Genomic DNA, 21,312 nt, shown 5'->3' with positions numbered 1-21,312 from the left:
AACGCAACCGGAAGCATCTCCATGACCACGACACTTCGCCTCGGCGACACCGCGCCCGACTTCACGCAAGACTCCAGCGACGGCCCCATCGACTTCTACGACTGGGCGGGCGATTCGTGGGTGGTGCTGTTCTCGCACCCGGCCGACTTCACGCCGGTGTGCACCACGGAGCTGGGCAAGACCGCGGCGCTGGGCACCGAGTTCGCCCGCCGCGGCGTGAAGCCCATCGCGGTGAGCGTCGACCCCGTCGACAAGCACAAGCAGTGGATCGGCGACATCAACGACACGCAGAACGCCACGGTCAACTTCCCGATCCTGGCCGACGCCGACCGCAAGGTGGCCGACCTGTACGACCTGATTCACCCGAACGCGTCCACCACCGCGACCGTGCGCAGCGTCTTCATCATCGACCCGAAGAAAGTGATCCGCACGACCATCACCTACCCGGCCAGCACCGGCCGCAACTTCGACGAGATCCTGCGCGTGATCGATTCGCTGCAACTCACCGACAGCCACAAGGTCGCGACACCGGCAAACTGGCGCGATGGGGACGACGTGGTGATCGTGCCGAGCCTTCAGGATCCGGTGGAGATTGCGCAGCGCTTTCCGAAGGGCTACACGGCGGTGCGGTCCTACCTGCGCATCACGCCGCAACCCAACAGATGATGAAGGCCGCTGGCGCCTGAAGCCACTCGGCCTCAATGCCCCGACGCCCCCTCCGCGCCGATACCCGTCTCAGACCGCACCTGCTGGCTCAGAAAGCCCCCGCGGTCCTTCACGGCGCGCGCGCTCTTGTCCAGGATGGAAAACAGCCAGATCCCCGCGAAGCCGATCGTCATCGAGAACAGCGCAGGCGATGCATACGGAAACAGCGCAGAGCCTGCGGGATGGCCCAGCGTCGCTTCCCACACGGCCGGCGACACGATGGTCAGCACGACCGACGAGATCAGTCCAAGGAAGCCGCCGATCACTGCGCCGCGCGTGGTGCAGTCCTTCCACAGCACCGACATCAGCAGCACCGGGAAGTTGGCCGACGCGGCAATCGCGAAGGCCAGGCTCACCATGAACGCGATGTTCTGCTTCTCGAACACGATGCCCAGCACCACGGCCACGATGCCCAGCGCCACCGTGGTGATGCGTGACACCTTCAGTTCCGACGCACTGTCGGCCTTGCCCTTCTTGACCACCGTCGCGTAGATGTCGTGCGACACCGCCGACGCGCCCGACAAGGTCAGGCCGGCCACCACGGCCAGGATCGTCGCGAAGGCCACCGCCGAGATGAAGCCCAGGAACACGTTGCCGCCCACCGCCTTGGCCAGGTGCACCGCCGCCATGTTGCCGCCGCCGAGCAGCCCGCCCTTGGGGTCGAGGAACTGCGTGTCGGTCAGCACGAAGGTGATCGCGCCAAAGCCGATGATGAAAGTCAGCACGTAGAAGTAGCCGATCCACGTCGTCGCCCACAGCACCGACTTGCGCGCCTCCTTGGCATTGGGCACGGTGAAGAAGCGCATCAGGATGTGCGGCAGCCCCGCGGTGCCGAACATCAGCGCCACGCCGAAGCTGATCGCCGAAATCGGGTCCTTGATGAAGCCGCCCGGCCCCATGATCGAGAAGCCCGAGGTCGCCGCGTCCATCTTCGACTGGCCCGCCGCCGTCGCAAGTTCGGTCTTGACATCGACCGCCTTGGCAAACATCGCCTCCGGACTGAAGCCGAAGTTCCACAGCACCATGAAGGCCATGAAGGTGGCGCCCGCCAGCAGCAGGCAGGCCTTGATGATCTGCACCCACGTCGTGGCCGTCATGCCGCCGAAGAGCACGTACACCATCATCAGCGCGCCGACGATCACCACCGCGATCCAGTACTCCAGCCCGAACAGCAGCTTGATGAGCTGCCCCGCGCCGACCATCTGCGCGATGAGATAGAAGGCCACCACCACCAGCGTGCCCGACGCCGCGAACACGCGCACCGGCGTCTGCCCGAAGCGGAAGGCCGCCACATCGGCGAAGGTGAACTTGCCCAGGTTGCGCAGCCGCTCGGCCAGCAGGAAGGTGACGACCGGCCAGCCGACGAGAAAGCCGATCGAGTAGATCAACCCGTCGAAGCCGCCCACCATCACCGCGGCCGAGATGCCGAGGAAGGATGCGGCCGACATGTAGTCGCCCGCGATGGCCATGCCGTTCTGGAAGCCGGTGATGCCGCCGCCCGCGGTGTAGAAGTCCGCCGCGCTCTTGGTCTTCGCCGCCGCCCACTTGGTGATGAACAAGGTGCCGACGACGAAGGCCGCGAACATGCTGATCGCGGTCCAGTTGGTCGGCTGTTTCTCGAGCTGGCCCAAGTCCGCCCCGGCTGCTTGCGCGAAGGAGGAAATCAGTGCGAGCGCTGCGAAACATGTTCGTGGGCACCCGCGGAACCGGCTTTGCCGGGCCGCTGGGTGCGCCCCCTCGAGGGTGAGGCGCCGCAGGCGCGTTCGGGGGTGGGTCATGTCCGCGCCTTCTTTGCGATGAGGGCCGTCAGCGCGTCGTAGCGCCCATTGGCGCGGTGCACGTAGATGCCGGTGATGACGACGGTGAAGACGATCACGCCGAGCCCGAGCGGCATGCCGATCGTGGTGACGCCTGCGCCGAGCCGCGTCAGCAGGAAAGTCTTGTCGAATGCCACCAGCAGGATGAAGCCGTAGTACACGATCATCATCGCGCCGGCCAGCCACCAGCCGAAGCGCGAGCGCGTCGACTTGAGCTCCTGGTAGTTCGGATCGCGCAGGATGCGCGTCGTGAGGTCGTCTTGCATGGTCAGTTCCTTTCCATCAGCTGTTCAAGGACAGCCGGGTTCTCGAGCGTCGAGATGTCTTGCGTGATGGGCTCGTCATTGGCGATCAGGCGCAGCAGGCGCCGCATGATCTTTCCGCTGCGGGTCTTGGGCAGGTTGTCGCCGAAGCGGATGTCCTTTGGCTTGGCGATCGGTCCGATCTCCTTGCCGACCCAGTTGCGCAGTTCGATCGCGATGCGCTTCGCCTCATCGCCGGTCGGACGCGGCCCCTTGAGCACCACGAAGGCGCAGATGGTCTCGCCGGTGGTCTCGTCCGGGCGGCCCACCACGGCTGCCTCGGCGACGAGTTCGGTGCACGACACCAGGGCCGATTCGATCTCCATGGTCCCCATCCGGTGGCCCGACACGTTGAGCACGTCGTCGATGCGGCCGGTGATGGTGAAGTAGCCGTTGTCCGCATTGCGGATGGCGCCGTCGCCCGCGAGGTAGTAGCCCTTGAGTTCGCTGGGGAAGTAGCTGGACTTGAAGCGCTCCTCCTCGTTCCAGATCGTGCGGATCATCCCCGGCCACGGCTTCTTGACGACCAGCAGGCCGCCTTGCCCATCGGGCATGTCATTGCCGGCTTCGTCCACGATCGCCGCCGCGATGCCGGGGAAGGGCAGGGTGCAGGAGCCCGGCAGCAGCGGTGTCGCGCCGGGCAGCGGCGTGATCATGTGGCCGCCGGTCTCGGTCTGCCAGAAGGTGTCGACGATGGGACACCGGCCGCCGCCCACATTCGCGTGATACCACTCCCACGCGGCCGGATTGATCGGTTCGCCGACCGAGCCGAGGATGCGCAGGCTCGACAGGTCGTAGAACTTCGGATGCACCTCGTCGTTGGCGGTCGATGCCTTGATGAGCGACCGGATCGCCGTCGGCGCCGTGTAGAACACCGTGACCTTGTGGTCCTGGATCATCCGCCAGAAGCGTCCCGCGTCGGGGTAGGTCGGCACACCCTCGAACACGACCTGGGTCGCACCGATGGCCAGCGGGCCGTAGGCGATGTAGGTGTGGCCGGTGACCCAGCCGATGTCGGCCGTGCACCAGAACACATCGTCGTCGTGCAGGTCGAAGGTCCACTTCGTCGTGACCGCCGCATGCAGCAGGTAGCCGCCGCTCGAGTGCTGCACGCCCTTGGGCTTGCCGGTGGAACCCGAGGTGTACAGCAGGAACAGCGGGTGCTCGGCGCCGACCCATTCGGGCTCGCAGGTGTCGGCCTGGTCGGCGGTGATTTCATGCATCCAGCAGTCGCGCGACGGGTGCCATTCGATCTTGCCGCCGGTGCGGCGGTAGACGATCACGTCCTTGACCGCATCGCATCCGCCGAGCGCGATGGCCTCGTCGACGATTGCCTTCAACGGCAGCTGCCTGCCGCCGCGCAACTGCTCGTCGGCCGTGATCACCATCACCGCGCCGGCGCCTTCCATGCGATCGCGCAGGCTCTGCGCCGAGAAGCCGCCGAACACCACCGAATGCGTGGCGCCGACGCGGGCGCAGGCCTGCATCGCGACCACGCCCTCGATGCTCATCGACATGTAGATGACGACGCGGTCGCCCTTCTTTACGCCGCGCGCTCTCAGCGCATTGGCCAGGCGGCACGTGCGCGCCAGCAGCTCGCTGTAGGTGACGCGGCTGACCTGGCCATCGTCGGCCTCGAAGCGGATGGCGACCTTGTCGCCGAGGCCGCGCTCGACCTGGCGGTCGAGGCAGTTGTACGAGACGTTCAGCGTGCCGTCCTCGAACCACTTGAAGAAGGGCGCTTTGGTGTGATCGAGCGAGCGGGCGAAGGGCGTCTTCCATGTGACGAACTCGCGCGCGAGGCGGGCCCAGTAGGCGGCGTGGTCGGCATCGGCTTCCGCCACCAGCTTCTGGTAGGCAGGCATGCCGGATACGTACGCCCGCTTCAGGATGGACTCCGGCACGGGGTGGAGATGGATCTTGCCTGCGGCCGCATGGGCCGGGTTGGCGGTGCTGCTGTCGTCGTCGCTGTTGTCGTTCGCTGCAAAGCGCGGGACCTTGCCGCCGAGCGCGACCGCAGCGTCGTGGCTGATTGTCTTCATGGTGATGTCTTTTCTCTGTGGATGGATGGATCCGCCTTCCTCCCTGTCTCCTGGCTGCCTCCTACCCTGAACCCACCTTGCTGCGCGGTCTGTGCGGTGGCACACCGAGCGGCATCGCACCCCGGCGCCTGCATGGCGCGCGCGGCTGGCGCGACCGGCTATTGCATGGCGACCGCGCCAGAGGGCGCGTGAAGGCGCACGCTCTCCCCCGAAGCCGCGGCAGCCGCCTTGGCCTCCGGCAGATCGCGCACCAGCAGCACCGGCACGGTCGAATAACGCAGGATGTTTTCCGCGCTGCTTCCCAGCACCGTGCGCCCGATGCCGCGCCGCCCGTGGGTGCCGAGCACGATGAGGTCCGCCGGCCAGCGGATGGCTTCGGCCGTCACCATGACGTGCACCGGGCCCGCCAGGTGGTCCTCCAGCAGCGTTTCGACGCCGACACCCGAGGCCACGACGGCCGACTTGCCCTGTTCCAGCACGCTCGCCCCGGCTTCGCGAAGAAGGCCGAGCCAGTCGCCGCCGTAGCCTGCATAGGCACTCATGCCCAACGCGAACGAAAGCTCGTCGATCACATGCATCAGCCGCAGGCGGCCCTTGGTGAGTTGGGCTACACGGATGGCCTCTTGCAGGCCGCGTGTGGAGGTGGGGCTTCCGTCGAGGGGGACGAGGATTCGCTGGTACATGAGTGCTCCTGGGAACACTCGGTTGTAGGCTTGTTGGGCGGGGGGATCTGTGCGGTGGGATACCGAGTTGGGGCGGCTGGCACCGTCTTTTCATCGACCCGAAGAGTTGATCTGCGCAACCATCACCTGTCGGGCCAGCATCTGGCCGCAACTTCGACGGAATGCTGCACGTGATCGATTCGCTGCAACAGCCGGATAGGCGAGGGGGCTCCGGACCTGCGGGGCGTGGCGAGGTGCGTTGGCGGGACTAGTTTCGGCGCGCGATTGGAACCGGGCCCCGTTCCGTTGTACTCATGACTATGTGGCGGCAGGTATGCAGCGACGGCTGTCGCTCGGACCCGATGTCTCTGCTGACCGCTTGCGAGAACACCGGCCGTTCAAAGCGCTTATGAGACTTTCGGCGCGGCGCTCGTGTCTTATGAATCAACTACTTGCCGGTCTTTAAGCCCCGCATCCGACCCCATTCACGGCACAATTCGCGCATGGCAATCTTGGCCTGGTACGTCGGCGTAGCGCGAAGCTGCGATCGCACCGCGACTTGCCCTGGTAAAGAGACGCATACGAGGGGTAGCAGTTGAGGACGATATGGACGAGCCATTTGAGATTGAGCGCCGAGGCGCAGCCGCGGGTATCGACCCGATGTTCGGAGAGTGGCAGCAGACCTTCGACCTTGAGCCAGTCTCATACGCTAACGCTGGCAACGCCCGCGCCGCGTTCAAGGCAATGGTCCGCGAGCAGCTGACCAACAAGTACGTCTTCGTCGGCGAGATTTCGCTTCGAGTTGTGCTCTACCTCGATGAACAGAAGATGCTCGAAACGCCGTCCTATGGCGATATCGACAACCATGCCAAGCAGTTGCTCGACACGATCAAGGGCCACGGCGGTCTGCTGATCGACGACTGCCAAGTCCAGCACATCGACATTTCATGGGTCGATGTGCCACGTGGCGCGCGCTTTGAGATGGCGATCAAGGCCTCGCCAGACGACTTCATGCCGTTGCCCCTGCGCTTCTATGAGATGCCGGACGGCCTGTACTACCCGCTGTCTGAACAGGCATGGACGACGGAAGGGCTGCAAGCCGTTTCGGTGGAACAGACCTTTGACCTGGCGCACGCGTTGGCGGACATGACCCGGCGCAAGCGGACCCTGCGTCACGAACTGCGTCAGGCCGGTCTGCCGCAGTTCCGCGCTTTCCAGCACGGCAAGTACGTGTCGCCGATCTTGATGGGCTTCCATCGCACGCGAGTCGAGCAGTCGGGATTTGAGCTTGTCCCACTCAAGACCTGGACACTGCACGACCCCGGAATCGCAGAGCAAGTTGACAAGTGACCACGGTAGCGCTTGATCGCCGGTTCTACGAATGGCGCGAAGATGCCGATGGGCTTGCCCATTCGCGATACCGCGCAGCCGCCGGCCTTTCGGATGGCAGGCTCGGATGGCCTGACCTGCTCGCAAAGCGCCGCGTCGTCATCCTGGCCGAAGCCGGCAGCGGCAAGACCGAAGAGCTGACAGAGCAAGCGTGCCTGCAAACTGCCGCAGGCAAGTTTGCCTTCTATGCGACTGTTCAGGATGTTGGCCGAGAGGGGCTCGAAAGCGCCCTGCGCCCGGCCGACGGGGCGCGTCTGAACGCCTGGCGTTCCAGCAGCGAATCGGGTTGGTTTTTCATCGACTCGATTGACGAAGCAAAGCTCGACAACATTCGGCTTGAGCGCGCCCTGCGACAGATCGCCAACGGAATAGTTGGCGCGGAGGGCCGTGCTCATATCGTGCTCTCCGGCCGTCACACCGATTGGGAATTCGCCCGCGACGCACGCCGGCTGAACGAGGAGTTGCCACTACCACGTGAGAGCGTGGCCGAACCCGTTCCACCGCTCGATGAGCTGATCCGCCGCGTGCTGCGCCATGAGAAGCCACCGGAGCCGACACCGGCAGAGACGCCATTGATCGTCGTAATGGCCTCGCTCGATGCCGACAAGGTGCGGACATATGCCGCCGCCAAGAATGCGCCTGAGATGGATAGCCTCATCGATGCGATTCAAGCGGCGAACATGTGGGACTTCGCGCGACGGCCGTTAGACCTAGACTGGATCGTGCGCAACTGGCGCGACCACGGCCGCCTCGGCAGCTTCATGGCGATGATCGAGGCCAGCCTGCGTGAGCGTGTGCGGGAAGTGGACCCCGACCGCGCTCGTCGCGATTCTCTAGATGCCGAGCGTGCGCATCGCGGGCTGGAACGAATCGGGGCTGCACTGGTATTCGGTCGGCAGACCACCATCGCCATACCGGACAGGGATGCGCCGCTCGAAGATGCCCGACCTGCGGCCACGATCGATGACGTATTGCCGGACTGGCCGAGCGAAGACCGGCTGCAGTTGTTGACAAGACCGGCATTCGACCCGGCCACGTTCGGGCGTGCCAGGCTGCACAACGACAACGAGGGGGTAGTACGCGCCTATCTTGCTGCACGCTGGCTGCACCGACTGCGACAAGCAAATCTGCCTCGGCGCCGGCTGCACGATTTCTTGTTTTCGCGAACCTACGGGGTCGAGCTGATCAAGCCCTCCATGCTCGAAACAGCGGCTTGGTTGAGCCTCTGGGATGAGAGCGTGGCAACCGAAGTCATACGTCGTGCACCCTTTCTGCTCTTCACCGCTGGCGACCCGGCAAGCCTGCCTCCGGCGACGCGCCAGGCCGTATTGACGGCACTTATCGAGCGGATGCGCAGGGATGAGGAAACCCCGCTGCTGGGCATCGGCAGCTTGGCACGGTTCACCCAGCCGGATATCGCGCCCGCGCTGCGCGCCATCTGGGAGACCGATAAGGGCAACGCTGAAATTCGCCGGTTCGTCCTCCGGTTGATCTGGCTTGGCAAACTTGGTGAATGCGCCGGCATCGCGGAGGCCGCGTCATTCGGCCAATTTCCCGATCTCTACACCGCAATCACGGCTGGCCGGGCGCTGCTTGCGGCCGGCGACGATCGTCAGCGAACGAACTACGCCGAATACGTCAGGCGGAACTGTGCATCGATCCCGGCTACCGTCGTATGGGAGGCCGTGGAAGACCTGTTCCCGCGGCTGATCAATGTCGATGACTTGCTCGCCATTCTTGCGGTCGTGCACCTTGGTGATGGTGAGGGCGGCGGTTTCAATCTGGATTGGCACGGCGCTGACCTCGCCGCGAAACTGGCAACCGCTGCCGATCTAACCAAGCTGATCGACGGGCTCTTGAGTCAGCTGGCACCGGAGCCGCCCGATCCTGACGCCGACGACAGTTCATCGCGAGACGCGCAATACGCGACAACGCTTGCAACCTCGGCGGAGCAACTGCTCGAACTGTCGCCGCCGAACGCCGCACCCGAGGCAGCAATCGACGCCGTGCTGCGAATCGGCGATCGCCGCTTCGATCGGACACAACGGCGGCTCAAGAAGGGAGCGGACGCTGTTGAGCAGCTGCACCGGACGCCGGAGCGCCGGCGTGCGGCCTTCTGGCGGGCAGCCGACCGTCTCGGCAATCACAGAATCCTTACTGGTCGTCCGCTGCTCCATGCCTTCCAGATGAAGTTCCTCGGCTGGCCGCCGGGACTTGTTCTAGTCGATATCGACTGGCTGCTCGCCGATGCACCTGGCAGGGACCGCGCTACAGAACGGCAGCTGGCAATCAACGCAGCACTCAGCCTGTGGTTCAACGAAGACCAACAAGATGAGGCGCTGAAGGCGCGCATTGCTGCTGTTGCCGCCTCCGACAGCGACATGCAGGCGGCTTACACCGAGTGGATTACGCCGCGAGTCAAGTCTGCAGAAGAGATCAAGAGCGAGGAAGAGCTGGCTAAATCCGAGCGGGCAGGCAAGCAAGCGCAGGCCCAGCGGGAACAGTCATGGGTCGATTTCGTCACCGAAATGCGCGCTGATCCGGTGAAGCTGCAGCAGCTCCTGCCCACGGCACCCAATACCGTTGACGGACGGGTGTATGACCTATGGCAACTGCTGCGCCAGGCCGTTCGCGGCAGTTCGCACTACGCCATCGACACCGTCGCTCCTATCGCCGAGATTGCTGGGCAGGAAGTCGCGACAGCATTTGCCGACAGGCTTGCCGAAATTTGGCGAAGCTGGAAGCCAACGCTGCATAGCGAACGCGCACCGAACGAGCGCAACCAGATCGGCATGATCGATAGCATGTGCATCGCTGGCGTCTCAATCGAAGCGGCATCGCGGCCGAACTGGGCAGCACAGCTGACTAAAGAGCAAGCCGTTCGCGCCACCGAGTACGCGACACTCGAAATCAACGGCTTTCCCAAGTGGATTGGAGCATTGGCCGCGGCTTGGCCCGCCGCCGTCGAACAGGTGCTCGCCAAGGAAGCGGGCAGTGATCTCGACAACCCAACGCCGGGCGTCCACTACCAAACCCTGGAAGACATATATCGTGGCCCGGAAAACCTCGCGCGACTGATGTCCCTCGCCTTATGGCGCGAGCTGCAGACCAGGCCTGGTTTGAACCAACTGGCCCTGCGACCCTTGCTGCCCATCCTCGTGCGCGGTCTGCCCGAAGTTGAAAAAGGTGATCTGTACACGCTTGTTCTCTATAGGTTTCAGGGCACCGACGATCCCCAGGTCTGCGCGCAGTATCTCGGCGCGGCCTATGCGATCAACGCGCAAGGCGCAACGGACGCCCTGGTCGCGAAGCTTGACCGACTTGGCGAAGCTGAGAAGACAGCTCTCGTCGAACGCGCCCTACCTCAGATAGTCGGCTCGCGTTGGGGGCGCTCAGAACCATCGGCTGCTGCACTTGACCTTGCCACACTGGAACGCCTCGTCCTGCTGGCATACCGCATCGTGCGGATCGAAGATGACCGTGATCGCGCCAAGAAGGGGGTGTACTCACCGGACGAACGGGACGAAGCCCAGGAGGCGCGATCGGCGGCATTCAAGGCATTGGTCAGCATGCCCGGGGCCGCGACTTTCGAGGCGATCCTGCGGTTGATAGACACGCCTGGGTTCCCGATACCGGCATCGCGCCTGCGTGCCTTGGTACACGATCGCGCGGCAGAAGACGCCGAGCACACCGCATGGACAGCAGGAGAAGCGCGCCAGGTTGAAGAGCGGTTTGAGCGCCCGCCCGTTACGGGACGGGAACTGCAGCTCGTCGCACTGCAACGCTTGGAAGACCTGGAGCATGACCTGATCCATGGTGATTTTCGGCAGGGTACAACCTTGAGCGCTCTACCTGACGAACCTGCAGTTCAGAACTGGTTGGCCGACCGGCTTCGACACGTACAAGGAACGGCCTATTCGATTGAGCGCGAGCCGCACGTCGCCGAAGAGAAGGAGCCGGACCTGCGCTTCAGGGCTAAGGCCAGCGATGCCAACGTCGCAACCGAGATCAAGGTGGCGGAAAGTTGGACGCTGCCACAGCTTAAAGACGCCCTCGTCAAACAACTCTGCGGCCAATATCTGCGCGCCCAAGATGGCCGAGAAGGCATCCTCTTACTCGTGCATCAGACGCGGCGGCCGAAAGGATGGGAACTGACCGACGGAACGTTCCTGAACTTCGAGGCCGTCGTAGAGCGGCTGCGCGCTTTGGCGGCAACGATCCGGGAGTCATCGCTTTCGGGCCCGCAGCCGGAAATCTGTGTCGTTGACGTTTCAAGCTGTGCCAAGGCTGCGACGCGGGTGCATCGCTGCCGTTCGGCTACTGACGTGAGTGACTGAGATCAGTCTGGAGCCGCCGATTGTTCGAACGTGCAACCACCTCAATTCAACCGCACCCCACTCCCCGCATCAAACAAATGCGCCGCCTCCCCCAGCGGCCACAGCGGCAGCCGATCCCCCGGCCGTGCACTGATCCGATCCCGAAACGCCGCAATCACGTTCTGCCCCGCAAACCGCGCCGCGATCTGCGTCTCCGACCCCGTCGGCTCCACCACGATCACATCAGCCCCCGCCCCACGGCTCGCATCCAGCGTGAAGTGCTCAGGCCGCGCCCCATACAGCACCCGATCCCCATGCGCCCCCCGCGCAGGCCGCGCCAGCGGCAACTGCAGCCCGTCGTCCGTCACCACATGCGGCGGTGAAGCCCCATCCAGCTGCAAGCGCCCCGGAATGAAGTTCATCGCCGGTGACCCGATGAACCCTGCGACGAACGCATTGCGCGGCTGGTCATACAGCGCCAGCGGCGCGCCGACCTGCTCCACCACGCCGTCCTTCAGCACCACGATGCGATCCGCCATCGTCATCGCCTCGACCTGGTCGTGCGTGACATACACGGTCGTCGTCCCTAGCCGTTGATGCAGTGCCTTGATTTCGGTCCGCATCTGCACGCGCAGCTTGGCGTCGAGGTTCGACAGCGGCTCGTCGAACAGGAAGGCCTCGGGCCGGCGCACGATCGCGCGGCCCATCGCCACGCGCTGGCGCTGGCCGCCTGACAGCTGCTTCGGCCTGCGCGCCAGCAACCGCCCCAGGCCCAGGATGTCGGCCGCGTGCCCCACGCGCTGCGCGATCTCCTTGCGGTCGATGCCCTGCATCGACAGCGCAAAGCCCAGGTTCTCCGCGACCGTCATGTGCGGATACAACGCATAGTTCTGGAACACCATCGCGATGTTGCGGTCCCGCGGCGCCACGTCGTTGATGGTCTCGTCGCCCAGCCGGATCTCGCCGCTGGTGATGCTCTCCAGCCCCGCGATCATGCGCAGCAGCGTCGACTTGCCGCAGCCCGATGGCCCGACCAGCGCGAGGAACTCGCCCTCGTGGATCTCGATGTCGATGTTGCGCAGCACGGGCGTGCTGCCGAAGTCCTTGACGAGGTTGCGGATGCTGATGGAAGAGGACATGGCTTCTTTTCGTTCAATCAATCAATCTTTCACGCCGCCGGCCGTGAGGCCGCGCACGAGGTAGGTCCGCACCAGCACCGTGAACACGATCACCGGGAGCATCACCAGCGTGCCGCTCGCGGCGATCTTGGTCCACTCCCAGCCTTCGTACTGGAGGAAGTTGACGATCGCCACCGGGGCCGTGATGGCGTTGGTGCGCGTGAGGATCAGCGCGTAGAAAAAATCGTTCCACGAGAAGATGAAGCACAGCACCGCGGTGGCTGCGAGCCCCGGCGCGCTGAGCGGCAGCGTGATGCGCCAGAAGGCCTGCCAGATGCCGCAGCCGTCGATCCACGCGGCCTCCTCCAGCGCGACCGGCACGGCCTCGAAGAAGGTCTGCATCAACCAGATCACAATGGCCAGGTTGAAGGTGAGGTACACGATCGCGAGGCCGATGACTGTGTCCTGCAGGCCGAGGTATTGGTACGCCAGGAAGAACGGAATCGTGAAGGCGATCGGCGGCGCCATGCGCGTCACGAGGATCCACAGCGCGATGCGGTCGCGGCCCTTGAACTGCCAGCGCGTGAGCGCATAGGCGGCCGGCACGCCGATCAGCAACGACATGCCGGTCGAGAGCGTGCTCACCAGCAGGCTGTTGCCGAAGGACTTGAGGAAGTTGCCTTGCAGCAGGCTCCTGAAACTGTCGAGCGTGGGCACGAACAGCAGGCTGTCCTCGAAGATGTCGGCCGCGGGCTTGAAGGCGAGCTGCACCAACCAGAGGAAGGGCGACAGCACGAGCAGCATCAGCAGCACCGCGACGATGGGGCGCGCATGACGGCGCAGCCACGACTTTTTCTTCGTGTGCGTGCGGCGCCGTGTCGCAGCAGGCCGCAACGTCGTGGGCGCGGGCGCAACGGGGAGCAACACGCCCTCGTCGTGCCCGCCCACCAGCATGCCGCCATCGATCGCGTGGCTACCGCTCTGCATGGTCGTTCCACCCGAGTTTTCCCACCAGCCAGCTCAGCATGAACACGCCCGCGAGGATCACCATCGCGATCGCGCTCGCATAGCCCCAGTAGGAGAAGTTGAAGGCCTGGATGAAGCCGTAGTAGTTGGTGACCTCGGTGACCGAGCCGGGCCCGCCGTTGGTCAGCACGTAGATCAGCGGGAAGGCCTTGAAGCTGTCGATCAGGCGGAACAGGCCGCACACGACCAGCACCGGCCGGATGTACGGGAACACGATGAAGCGGAACAGCTGCCAGCGGTTGGCGCCGTCGAGGCTGGCCGCTTCGAGCGGGTCGTCCGGGATCATCTGCAGCGAGGCCAGCACCATCAGCATCGTGAAAGGGAACCACTGCCAGGTGTCGGCCACCGTGAGCGCCCACAGCGCCGTGTCGGGGTTGGCGATGAGGGAGCGCACCGGCAGGCCGACCGCCTCCAGCAGCCTGTGCATCGGGCTCACGTCGGGCGTGTAGATGATCTTCCAGATGAGCGCGACGACGATCGGCGGCAGCACCATCGGGATGAGGAACACGGTGCGCGTCGCGCCGAGCACCTTCGACTTGCCGTTGAGCAGCAATGCCAGCCCCAGCCCCACGCCGAGCTGCAGCGCCACGCTGACCACCGACAGCTTGAGCTGCACCGCGATCGACGCGAGGAAGCGCTTGTCTTCCAGCAGGTGCCGGTAGTTGCCGAGCGGGTCGTCGAAGCGGAAGGTGTTGGCCGGATCGGTCAGGCTCAGCGGCGTGAGGCTCGCGACCAGCAGCGCCACGGCCGGCACCAGCGTGATCGCCAGCAGCACCAGCAGCGAAGGCGACAGCCCGATCAGGAAGGCGCGGCGGCGCTCGGCCTCCCAGCTTCCGTCCTTGCCGCCGGCCGTGCGGCCACCGCGTGCAACGGCAATGGCGCTCACAGGTTCAGGCCTGCCCGCTTCAGTTCCGCGATGGACTGGGCCTGCGCCTGCTGGAACGCCTGTTTGGCCGACAGCTGCCCGGTGACGATCAACTCGATCGCCTTGTTGAGCTGCTGGTCGACCTGCGGATAGACCGACACGGTGCGGTACTTCATGTGGCCGGTCTTCGCGGCAAGGTCGATCGATTCCAGCGAAAGCTTGGCCAGGTCGCTGCCGTTGATGACCTGCTTCTGGCGGTACTCGGGCGAGTCGATGTCGGAGCGGCGCGCGGGCGATCCGTAGCCTGCTGCCACTGCGCGGCGCGTGGTCTGCTTGCTCAGGGCCCACTGGATGAAGGCCCACGCGGCCTCCTTCTTCTTCGAGCCGGCAGGGATGCCGAGGGCGTGCACCGCAGTACCCGGAAAGCGCCCGGCCGGACCCTTGGGGATCAGGCCGAACTTCACTGTCTGGATCGTCTTGCTCGTGGCCGGATCGCCGAGCTGCGCCAGGTACAGCTGACCCGCATCGGTGAAGTTCACGCGGCCGAGCTTGAGGGCCTGCGTCACCTGGTCGGGCTGGTAGGTCACGGCGCCGTCGGGGCCGAACTCCTTCAGCAGGTTGGCGTAGTACTCGCCGGCGGCAATTGCCTCGGGCGTGTCGAGCGTGGGGAACAGGTCGTCGGGCGCCTTGCGGAAAACATCGCCGCCGAAGGCATGCAGGTAGGGCACGAAGGTCCAGCCGTAGTGGTTGTCGGCGACGAAGCCGGCCACGCGCTCCTTCTTGTTGACGGCGCGCAGCACCTTCACCAGGTCGTCGGTGGTGTCGGGGAAGGCGAGCCCGGCCTTCTGCACGAGGTCGAAGCGCGACGACCCGGTGAGCAGCGCCTCGGCGGTCCACGGCACGCCGTAGAGCTTGCCGTCCTTGCCGGTCTCGGGCGCGCGGGCGCCGGGCAGGAAGTCGTTGAGGTCGAAGTCGGCCGGCGTGAGGTTGGGATTCCTGATGTAGTCGTCGAGCGGCGTGAGCCAGCCCGAGTTGATCCAGCGGCTCGAATAGATGAAGGTCACGTTGACCACGTCGTAGGCCGAGCCCTTGGTCGACAGCTCCAGGTCCGCGCGCTGGTTGTAGACGGGGAAGGAGGGCGCGTCGTAGTTGACCTTTGCTCCCGTCAGCGCTTCGAACTCGGGCAGCCATTGCTGCAGCAGCTTGGGGTAGGCGGCACTGAAGGTCGAGACGTTGAGCGTGACGCCGTCGAACTTCTTCGCGCCGCCTTGTGCTGCGGCCAGGCCGGGAAGGAGTGCGCCTGCGCCGAGTGCCGCGCCGGCCTTGAGAAGACCGCGGCGGCCGTTGTTGAAATCGTTGTGCATGTTTGCCTCGCGTGCGTGATGGGCTTCAGGCTGTTGCCGTGATCAGCTCGTCGATGCGCTCGTCATTCGTCGCCTCGGGCCGGCTGCGCGTGCGGCTGCGCTGGCCGTCGACCGATACGGCCGGCTCGCCATGCACCGTCACCCGCCGCACCAGTCGCGGCTGCTTGCCGTAGTCGTTGATCGCGAAGTGCTGCGTGGCGCGGTTGTCCCAGATCGCCACGTCGTCCTGCCGCCAGTTCCAGCGCACGGTGTTCTCCAGCCGCGTGACACGGTTCTGCAGCAGCTCGAAGATGCGCGCCGACTCGGTGCTCGACAGGCCGACCAGCTTCTTCACGAAGTGCCCCAGCAGCAGCGCGCGCTCGCCCGACACCGGATGCACGTGCACCACCGGATGCTCGGCCTCGTACACGGCCGACACGAACACGTTGCGGTGATGGCGCAGCCGTTCTTCCTCGACCTGCACGCGGTCGGCGCCGTAGTCGTAGTCGTTGCTGTGCACGGCCCAGAGCGAATCGGCGAGGCGCTTCAGGTTGTCGGGCAGGCGTTCGTAGGCGATGGCGGTGTTGGCCCAGACGGTGTCGCCGCCATAGGCCGGGATCGTCACGCCGCGCAGGATCGAGATCTTCGGGAAGGCATCGACGAAGGTCACGTCGGTGTGCCACGAATCGGCGCGTCCTCCCCCCTTCGATGCGTCGAGTTCGAACAGCTTGGTGCCTTGCGGCGAAGGCACCGTCGGGTGCGCGACGGTCTTGCCGAAGCGCGCGCCGAAGGCCTGGTGCTCGCTGTCGTCGAGCTGGCTTTGCCCGCGGAAGAACAGCACCTTGTGCTTGACCAGCGCGGCCGTGATCTCGTCCTGCGTGGCGTCGGGCAAGGTGGACGAGAGATTCAGGTCGAGCACCTCGCCGCCGATGTTGCCGGCCACGCGGCGGACCTTGAAGGCGTTGAAGGTGTCGTCGATGGCGGACGGGGTCTGCGTGCTCATGGTCTTGTGCTCCTGCGGATGCGTGGGATCGGTATGGGGCACGAATGCTATGGGCGCGAGTCGCTGAAGAACGCGCTTTGCTACGAAGCAATCCAGATAACCAAATTCGCTTTTCGCGCATGCGAACGCACCATCGAAGCTCAGATGTTTGAGTAGTAAGCAACCCACGAATCATTCGTTCCGTTCGCGCTGCCGTCGCCCTAGAGTCGATCGTTTCGTCCTTGAGTCGACACAACACCATGCCCCGTTTGGATACCCGCCCGTGGAGCCGCCAGGCCGCCGCATTCGTCACCGCCATCGGCTTGTTGGGCAGCAGCCTGGCCGCACACGCCGAAGGGCAGCTGCGCATCGCCGAGCAGTTCGGCATCGTCTACCTGCTGCTCAACGTGGCGCAGGACCAGAAGCTCATCGAGAAGCGGGCCAAGGCGGCCGGTGTCGACGCCAAGGTCGAATGGGTCAAGCTCTCGGGCGGCCCGGCCGTCAACGACGCGCTGCTGTCCGGCAACATCGAGATCGCCGGCGCCGGCGTCGGCCCGCTGCTCACGCTGTGGGACCGCACCAAGGGCAAGCAGAACGTGAAGGGCGTGGCCTCGCTTGGCAACTTCCCGTACTACCTGGTCAGCAACAACCCCAGCGTGAAGACCATCGCGGACTTCACCGACAAGGACCGTATCGCGTTGCCGGCCGTCGGTGTGTCGGTGCAGTCGCGCGTGCTGCAGCTCGCATCGGCCAAGCTGTGGGGCGACAAGGAGTTCGCGAAGCTCGACAAGATCAGCGTCGCGCTGCCGCACCCCGACGCGGCCGCCGCCATCATCAAGGGCGGCACCGAGATCACCGGCCACTTCGGCAACCCGCCGTTCCAGGAGCAGGAGCTGGCCGGCAACCCGAACGCGCACATCGTGCTCAACTCCTACGAGGTGCTCGGCGGGCCGGCGTCCGCCACGGTGCTCTACGCCACCGAGAAATTCCGCAACGAGAACCCGAAGACCTACCAGGCTTTCATCGACGGCCTGAACGACGCGGCGCAGTTCGTCACCGCCAACCCCGACAAGGCCGCCGACATCTACATCCGCGTGAGCAATGCGAAGATCGACCGCGACCTGCTGCTGAAGATCATCAAGAGCCCCGAGGTCCAGTTCAAGACGACGCCGCAGAACACCTTCCAGCTGGCCGAGTTCATGCATCGTGTCGGCGCGATCAAGAACAAGCCCGCCTCGGTGAAGGACTACTTCTTCGACGACGCGCAGAACGCGGCGGGCAATTGATGGCGGAAAGCGCGTTGCGGGTCGGCGCGCCGTTTGCGCCGCAAGCTGTTGCGCCGCCGGTGCGGCCGGCTCGGTCTCTCGATGCTTCCGATGGCGAATCGGCATCTGGCACATTGGCAACCAGCGAAGGCGCATTGCTGCAGGTCGACCGCGTCAGCCTCGAATACCGCACGCCGGAACGCGTGGTGCGCGCCACGCATCGCGTGAGCTTCGACCTTCATGCCGCCGATCGCTTCGTGCTGCTCGGGCCATCCGGCTGTGGCAAGTCGACACTGCTCAAGGCCATCGCCGGTTTCATCGCGCCGGTCGAAGGCGAGATCCGGCTCGATGGCCGCGCCGTCACCGCGCCAGGGCCGGACCGCATCGTGGTGTTCCAGGAGTTCGATCAGCTGCCGCCGTGGAAGACGGTGAAGCAGAACGTCATGTTCCCGCTGCTGGCCTCGCGCACGCTGGGCCGCAAGGAGGCCGCCGAACGCGCGCTGCACTACCTCGACAAGGTGGGCCTGTTGAAGTTCGCCGACGTGCATCCGCACCAGCTGTCGGGCGGCATGAAGCAGCGCGTGGCCATCGCGCGTGCGCTGGCGATGCAGCCGCGCGTGCTGCTGATGGACGAGCCCTTTGCCGCGCTCGACGCGCTGACGCGGCGCAAGATGCAGGAAGAACTGCTGGCGCTGTGGGACGAGGTGCGCTTCACGCTGCTGTTCGTCACGCACTCGATCGAGGAGGCGCTGGTGGTGGGCAACCGCATCGCGCTGCTGTCGCCGCATCCGGGCCGCATGCGCGCCGAGATCAACAGCCACGGCTTCTCGCTCGACAGCCTGGGCGGCGCGGATTTCCAGCAGACCGCGCAACGCATCCACCGCATGCTGTTCGAGGAAGAGGGCGCTGCTTCATGAGCGCATTGATCCCGCCCGTGCGGCCGGAATACGAACTGAAGCTCGCGCCCTTCACCGAGCTGCCGGTCGAGCGTGCATTGCCCTTCGCGACGCGGCTGTGGGCGCAGGGCTGGCTGCGCAAGGGCCTGATCCTCGTCGTGCTGGCCGTGCTGTGGGAACTGGCCGCGCGCTGGCAGGACAACGACCTGCTGCTGCCCACCTTCACGGCCACCGCGAAGGCGCTGGTCGAAGGGCTGGCAAGCGGCGAGCTGGTCGAGAAGGTCGGCATCTCGATGGCGGTGCTGCTGCAGGGCTATGTCGCCGGCGTGCTGCTCGCCTTCGCGCTGACCACGCTGGCGGTGTCGACGCAGATCGGCCGCGACCTGCTGGGCACGCTGACCTCGATGTTCAATCCGCTGCCCGCGATTGCGCTGCTGCCGCTGGCGCTGCTGTGGTTCGGGCTGGGGCGCGGCAGCCTGGTCTTCGTGCTGATCCATTCTGTCCTTTGGCCGCTGGCGCTCAACACCTATGCGGGCTTCCAGGGCGTGCCGGAGACGCTGCGCATGGCGGGGCGCAACTATGGCTTGAAGGGGCTGCGCTATGTGCTGCAGATCCTGGTGCCCGCTGCGCTGCCGGCCATCCTGTCGGGGTTGAAGATCGGGTGGGCCTTCGCGTGGCGCACGCTGATCGCGGCGGAACTGGTGTTCGGCGCGTCGTCGGGCAAGGGCGGGCTGGGCTGGTACATCTTCCAGAACCGCAACGAGCTGTACACCGACCGCGTGTTTGCGGGGCTTGCGATGGTGGTGCTGATCGGGCTGCTGGTGGAGAGCCTGGGGTTCGCGACGCTGGAGCGGTTGACAGTGCGGAAGTGGGGGCAGCAGCGCTGAGGGCGGGCAGGCCGTATCGGGCCTGCCGACGGCTCAGGCTTTTGCCTTGGCCTTCGTCTTCTTCGCCGGCTTCAGCTTGTTCAGCGCGATCGCCTCGTGCACGAGCGCCTTGAAGGCAGTTGCATCCACTTCCTCACCCTCCGCGATGTCGATCGCGCGCCGCAGGTTGCCGTCGAGGCTGGAGTTGAAGAGCTTGGCCGGGTCTTTCAAATGCGCCCCCTTGGCAAAGGTCAGCTTGACCTTGTCCTTGTACGACTCGCCCGTGCAGATGATGCCGTCGTGCTCCCAGACCGGCGTGCCCATCCACTTCCATTCCTCGACCACGTCCGGGTCGGCCTGGTGAACAAGCTTGCGCATCCGCGCGAGCGTTTCACCGCGCCAGTCACCGAGTTCGGCGATTCGCTTGGAGATGAGTTCGGGTGCCGAGGCCCCTTCACTCGCGGCGGGCTTTTTCGTCATGCGCGCATCCTGGAATGCTCACCCGCCTTGCGCCTGAAAGACGATGACGGATGGTGCTGTAAGAGTTCGGAGGCGCGATGTTAAGGCCGGTCCGGTCCAGCGAGAAGCGCCAGGCTCTCCACGCGCAGGAAGCACCCGTATCGACGGAGGGCTCTATGCCAGCGTGGCCTCGTCGCTCAATGCCTGGTCCACCACAGCGCGCGTCAAGGTCGGCGCAAACGACTCGATGAAGGCATAGACATACCCGCGCAGGTAGCTCCCGCGCCGCACCGCCAGCTTGGTCAGGTTGATGCCGAACAGGTGCCCTGCGTCGATCGCGCGCAGTTGCGTGTCGCGCTCCGCCTCGTAGGCGATGTTGGCCACGATGCCCACGCCCATGTCCAGGCCCACATAGGTCTTGATCACGTCCGCATCCATCGCGGCCAGCGCGATGTTGGGCGTGAGGCCCTGCTGCGCGAACGCATCGTCGATGCGCGTGCGGCCGGTGAAGCCGGTGTCGTAGGTGATCAGCGGGTGCTGCGCCAACGCGTCCAGCGTCAGCGGCGCATCCAGCAGCGCGTGGCCCGGCGGCACGATCACCGAATGGGTCCAGCGGTAGCAGGGCAGGGCGAGCAGTTGCGGATAGTCGGCCAGCGCCTCGGTCGCGATCCCCACGTCGACCTCGCCTTCCAGCAGCATCTGCACGATCTGCTTCGGCGAGCCCTGGTGCAGGTGCAGCCGAACGTTGGGGTAGTGCGCGCGAAACTCCTGCACCGCCACGGGCAGCGCATAGCGCGCCTGCGAATGCGTCGCCGCGACCGAGAGCACGCCGCTCTGCTGTGCGACGAACTCCTGGCCTGCGTGGCGCAGGTTGGTGCTCTCCATCAGCACGCGCTCGATGATCGGCAGCACATGGCCGCCGGGCTCGGTGAGTCCGGTCAGCCGCTTGCCGGCGCGCACGAACAGCTCGATGCCAAGCTCGTCCTCGAGTTCGCGGATCTGGCGGCTCACGCCGGGTTGCGAGGTGTGCAGTGTCTGCGCGGCCTCTGTCAGGTTGAAGCCGCTTCGCACGGCTTCTCGCACCGAGCGAAGTTGTTGGAAATTCATGATGGGGCGATTCTGGCGGGCGCGCTTCATTTCAGGAACGAACGATTTGTTGATTCCAAATGAGCGAAATGTCTTTGGCACGGAGATGACAAACCCTTGGTCGGCACGCTATGGCCAACATTGATTTGCTCTATTCCCCTCGCGCGGCGTCT

17 protein-coding genes are annotated in these 21,312 nt (G+C 65.2%); 6 read left to right on the top strand and 11 right to left on the bottom strand.

What is annotated here, in order from left to right:
• Nucleotides 1–21 precede the first annotated feature (21 nt).
• On the top strand, nt 22–666 hold the full coding sequence (locus HB681_RS08900; RefSeq protein WP_213954443.1) for a peroxiredoxin: 645 nt from the start codon (nt 22–24) through the stop codon (nt 664–666).
• Between the two features lie 32 nt (nt 667–698).
• Here the strand turns inward: HB681_RS08900 and HB681_RS08895 are convergent, their stop codons facing one another.
• From HB681_RS08895 to HB681_RS08880, 4 genes are all read right to left on the bottom strand, one after another.
• Nucleotides 699–2,483, bottom strand: coding sequence for a cation acetate symporter (locus tag HB681_RS08895; RefSeq protein ID WP_213954442.1), 1,785 nt, complete (start codon nt 2,481–2,483; stop codon nt 699–701).
• Entirely contained in the window at nt 2,480–2,788 is a 309-nt protein-coding gene (locus HB681_RS08890) for a DUF485 domain-containing protein (protein ID WP_213954441.1), read from the bottom strand. Before HB681_RS08890 ends, HB681_RS08895 begins: the two co-directional genes overlap by 4 nt.
• A gap of 2 nt (nt 2,789–2,790) precedes the next feature.
• A complete protein-coding gene (gene acs, locus HB681_RS08885) occupies nt 2,791–4,866 on the bottom strand; it encodes an acetate--CoA ligase (protein ID WP_213954440.1) in 2,076 nt (691 codons plus the stop codon).
• A gap of 158 nt (nt 4,867–5,024) precedes the next feature.
• Nucleotides 5,025–5,549: a universal stress protein gene (locus tag HB681_RS08880; RefSeq protein WP_213954439.1), complete on the bottom strand. Its 525-nt coding sequence runs from the start codon at nt 5,547–5,549 to the stop codon at nt 5,025–5,027.
• Between the two features lie 585 nt (nt 5,550–6,134).
• On the opposite strand from HB681_RS08880, the gene HB681_RS08875 reads away from it, so the two are divergent.
• Nucleotides 6,135–6,878, top strand: a complete 744-nt coding sequence (locus HB681_RS08875) for a RusA family crossover junction endodeoxyribonuclease (protein WP_213954438.1) — start codon at nt 6,135–6,137, stop codon at nt 6,876–6,878.
• On the top strand, nt 6,875–11,254 hold the full coding sequence (locus tag HB681_RS08870) for a hypothetical protein (protein ID WP_213954437.1): 4,380 nt from the start codon (nt 6,875–6,877) through the stop codon (nt 11,252–11,254). The genes HB681_RS08875 and HB681_RS08870 overlap by 4 nt, the downstream gene beginning before the upstream one ends.
• A gap of 41 nt (nt 11,255–11,295) precedes the next feature.
• Here HB681_RS08870 and ugpC read toward each other — a convergent pair whose 3' ends face one another.
• From ugpC to HB681_RS08845, 5 genes are read right to left on the bottom strand one after another with little or no spacing between them, the layout of a single operon-like run.
• Complete coding sequence (gene ugpC, locus HB681_RS08865) at nt 11,296–12,372, bottom strand: sn-glycerol-3-phosphate ABC transporter ATP-binding protein UgpC (protein WP_213954436.1); 1,077 nt, start codon at nt 12,370–12,372, stop codon at nt 11,296–11,298.
• Between the two features lie 21 nt (nt 12,373–12,393).
• Complete coding sequence (locus tag HB681_RS08860; RefSeq protein ID WP_256734867.1) at nt 12,394–13,338, bottom strand: carbohydrate ABC transporter permease; 945 nt, start codon at nt 13,336–13,338, stop codon at nt 12,394–12,396.
• Nucleotides 13,325–14,263, bottom strand: a complete 939-nt coding sequence (locus tag HB681_RS08855) for a sugar ABC transporter permease (RefSeq protein ID WP_345944648.1) — start codon at nt 14,261–14,263, stop codon at nt 13,325–13,327. The genes HB681_RS08860 and HB681_RS08855 overlap by 14 nt, the downstream gene beginning before the upstream one ends.
• A complete protein-coding gene (locus HB681_RS08850; RefSeq protein ID WP_213954435.1) occupies nt 14,260–15,606 on the bottom strand; it encodes an extracellular solute-binding protein in 1,347 nt (448 codons plus the stop codon). The genes HB681_RS08855 and HB681_RS08850 overlap by 4 nt, the downstream gene beginning before the upstream one ends.
• 25 nt (nt 15,607–15,631) lie before the next feature.
• Complete coding sequence (locus HB681_RS08845) at nt 15,632–16,588, bottom strand: TauD/TfdA family dioxygenase (RefSeq protein WP_213954434.1); 957 nt, start codon at nt 16,586–16,588, stop codon at nt 15,632–15,634.
• 239 nt (nt 16,589–16,827) lie between these two features.
• On the opposite strand from HB681_RS08845, the gene HB681_RS08840 reads away from it, so the two are divergent.
• The 3 genes from HB681_RS08840 to HB681_RS08830 are packed head-to-tail and all read left to right on the top strand — an operon-like array spanning nt 16,828 to nt 19,615.
• Nucleotides 16,828–17,853 carry an ABC transporter substrate-binding protein gene (locus tag HB681_RS08840; protein WP_213954433.1) on the top strand — a complete coding sequence of 342 codons (1,026 nt, stop codon included), beginning with the start codon at nt 16,828–16,830 and terminating at the stop codon, nt 17,851–17,853.
• On the top strand, nt 17,853–18,749 hold the full coding sequence (locus HB681_RS08835) for an ABC transporter ATP-binding protein (RefSeq protein ID WP_213954432.1): 897 nt from the start codon (nt 17,853–17,855) through the stop codon (nt 18,747–18,749). The genes HB681_RS08840 and HB681_RS08835 overlap by 1 nt, the downstream gene beginning before the upstream one ends.
• Nucleotides 18,746–19,615: an ABC transporter permease gene (locus HB681_RS08830; RefSeq protein ID WP_213954431.1), complete on the top strand. Its 870-nt coding sequence runs from the start codon at nt 18,746–18,748 to the stop codon at nt 19,613–19,615. The genes HB681_RS08835 and HB681_RS08830 overlap by 4 nt, the downstream gene beginning before the upstream one ends.
• Nucleotides 19,616–19,648: 33 nt before the next feature.
• On the opposite strand, the gene HB681_RS08825 is transcribed toward HB681_RS08830, so the two are convergent.
• Both HB681_RS08825 and HB681_RS08820 read right to left on the bottom strand, forming a co-directional pair.
• Nucleotides 19,649–20,074: a DUF1801 domain-containing protein gene (locus HB681_RS08825; protein WP_213954430.1), complete on the bottom strand. Its 426-nt coding sequence runs from the start codon at nt 20,072–20,074 to the stop codon at nt 19,649–19,651.
• Between the two features lie 153 nt (nt 20,075–20,227).
• Complete coding sequence (locus HB681_RS08820; protein WP_213954429.1) at nt 20,228–21,160, bottom strand: CysB family HTH-type transcriptional regulator; 933 nt, start codon at nt 21,158–21,160, stop codon at nt 20,228–20,230.
• Between the last annotated feature and the right edge of the window lie 152 nt (nt 21,161–21,312).

The sequence above is a fragment of the Variovorax sp. dw_954 genome, from assembly GCF_018449755.1.
Lineage (GTDB): Bacteria > Pseudomonadota > Gammaproteobacteria > Burkholderiales > Burkholderiaceae_C > Variovorax.
Note: the sequence above shows the minus strand (reverse complement) of the source record. Positions and strands in the feature narration are given on the sequence as shown.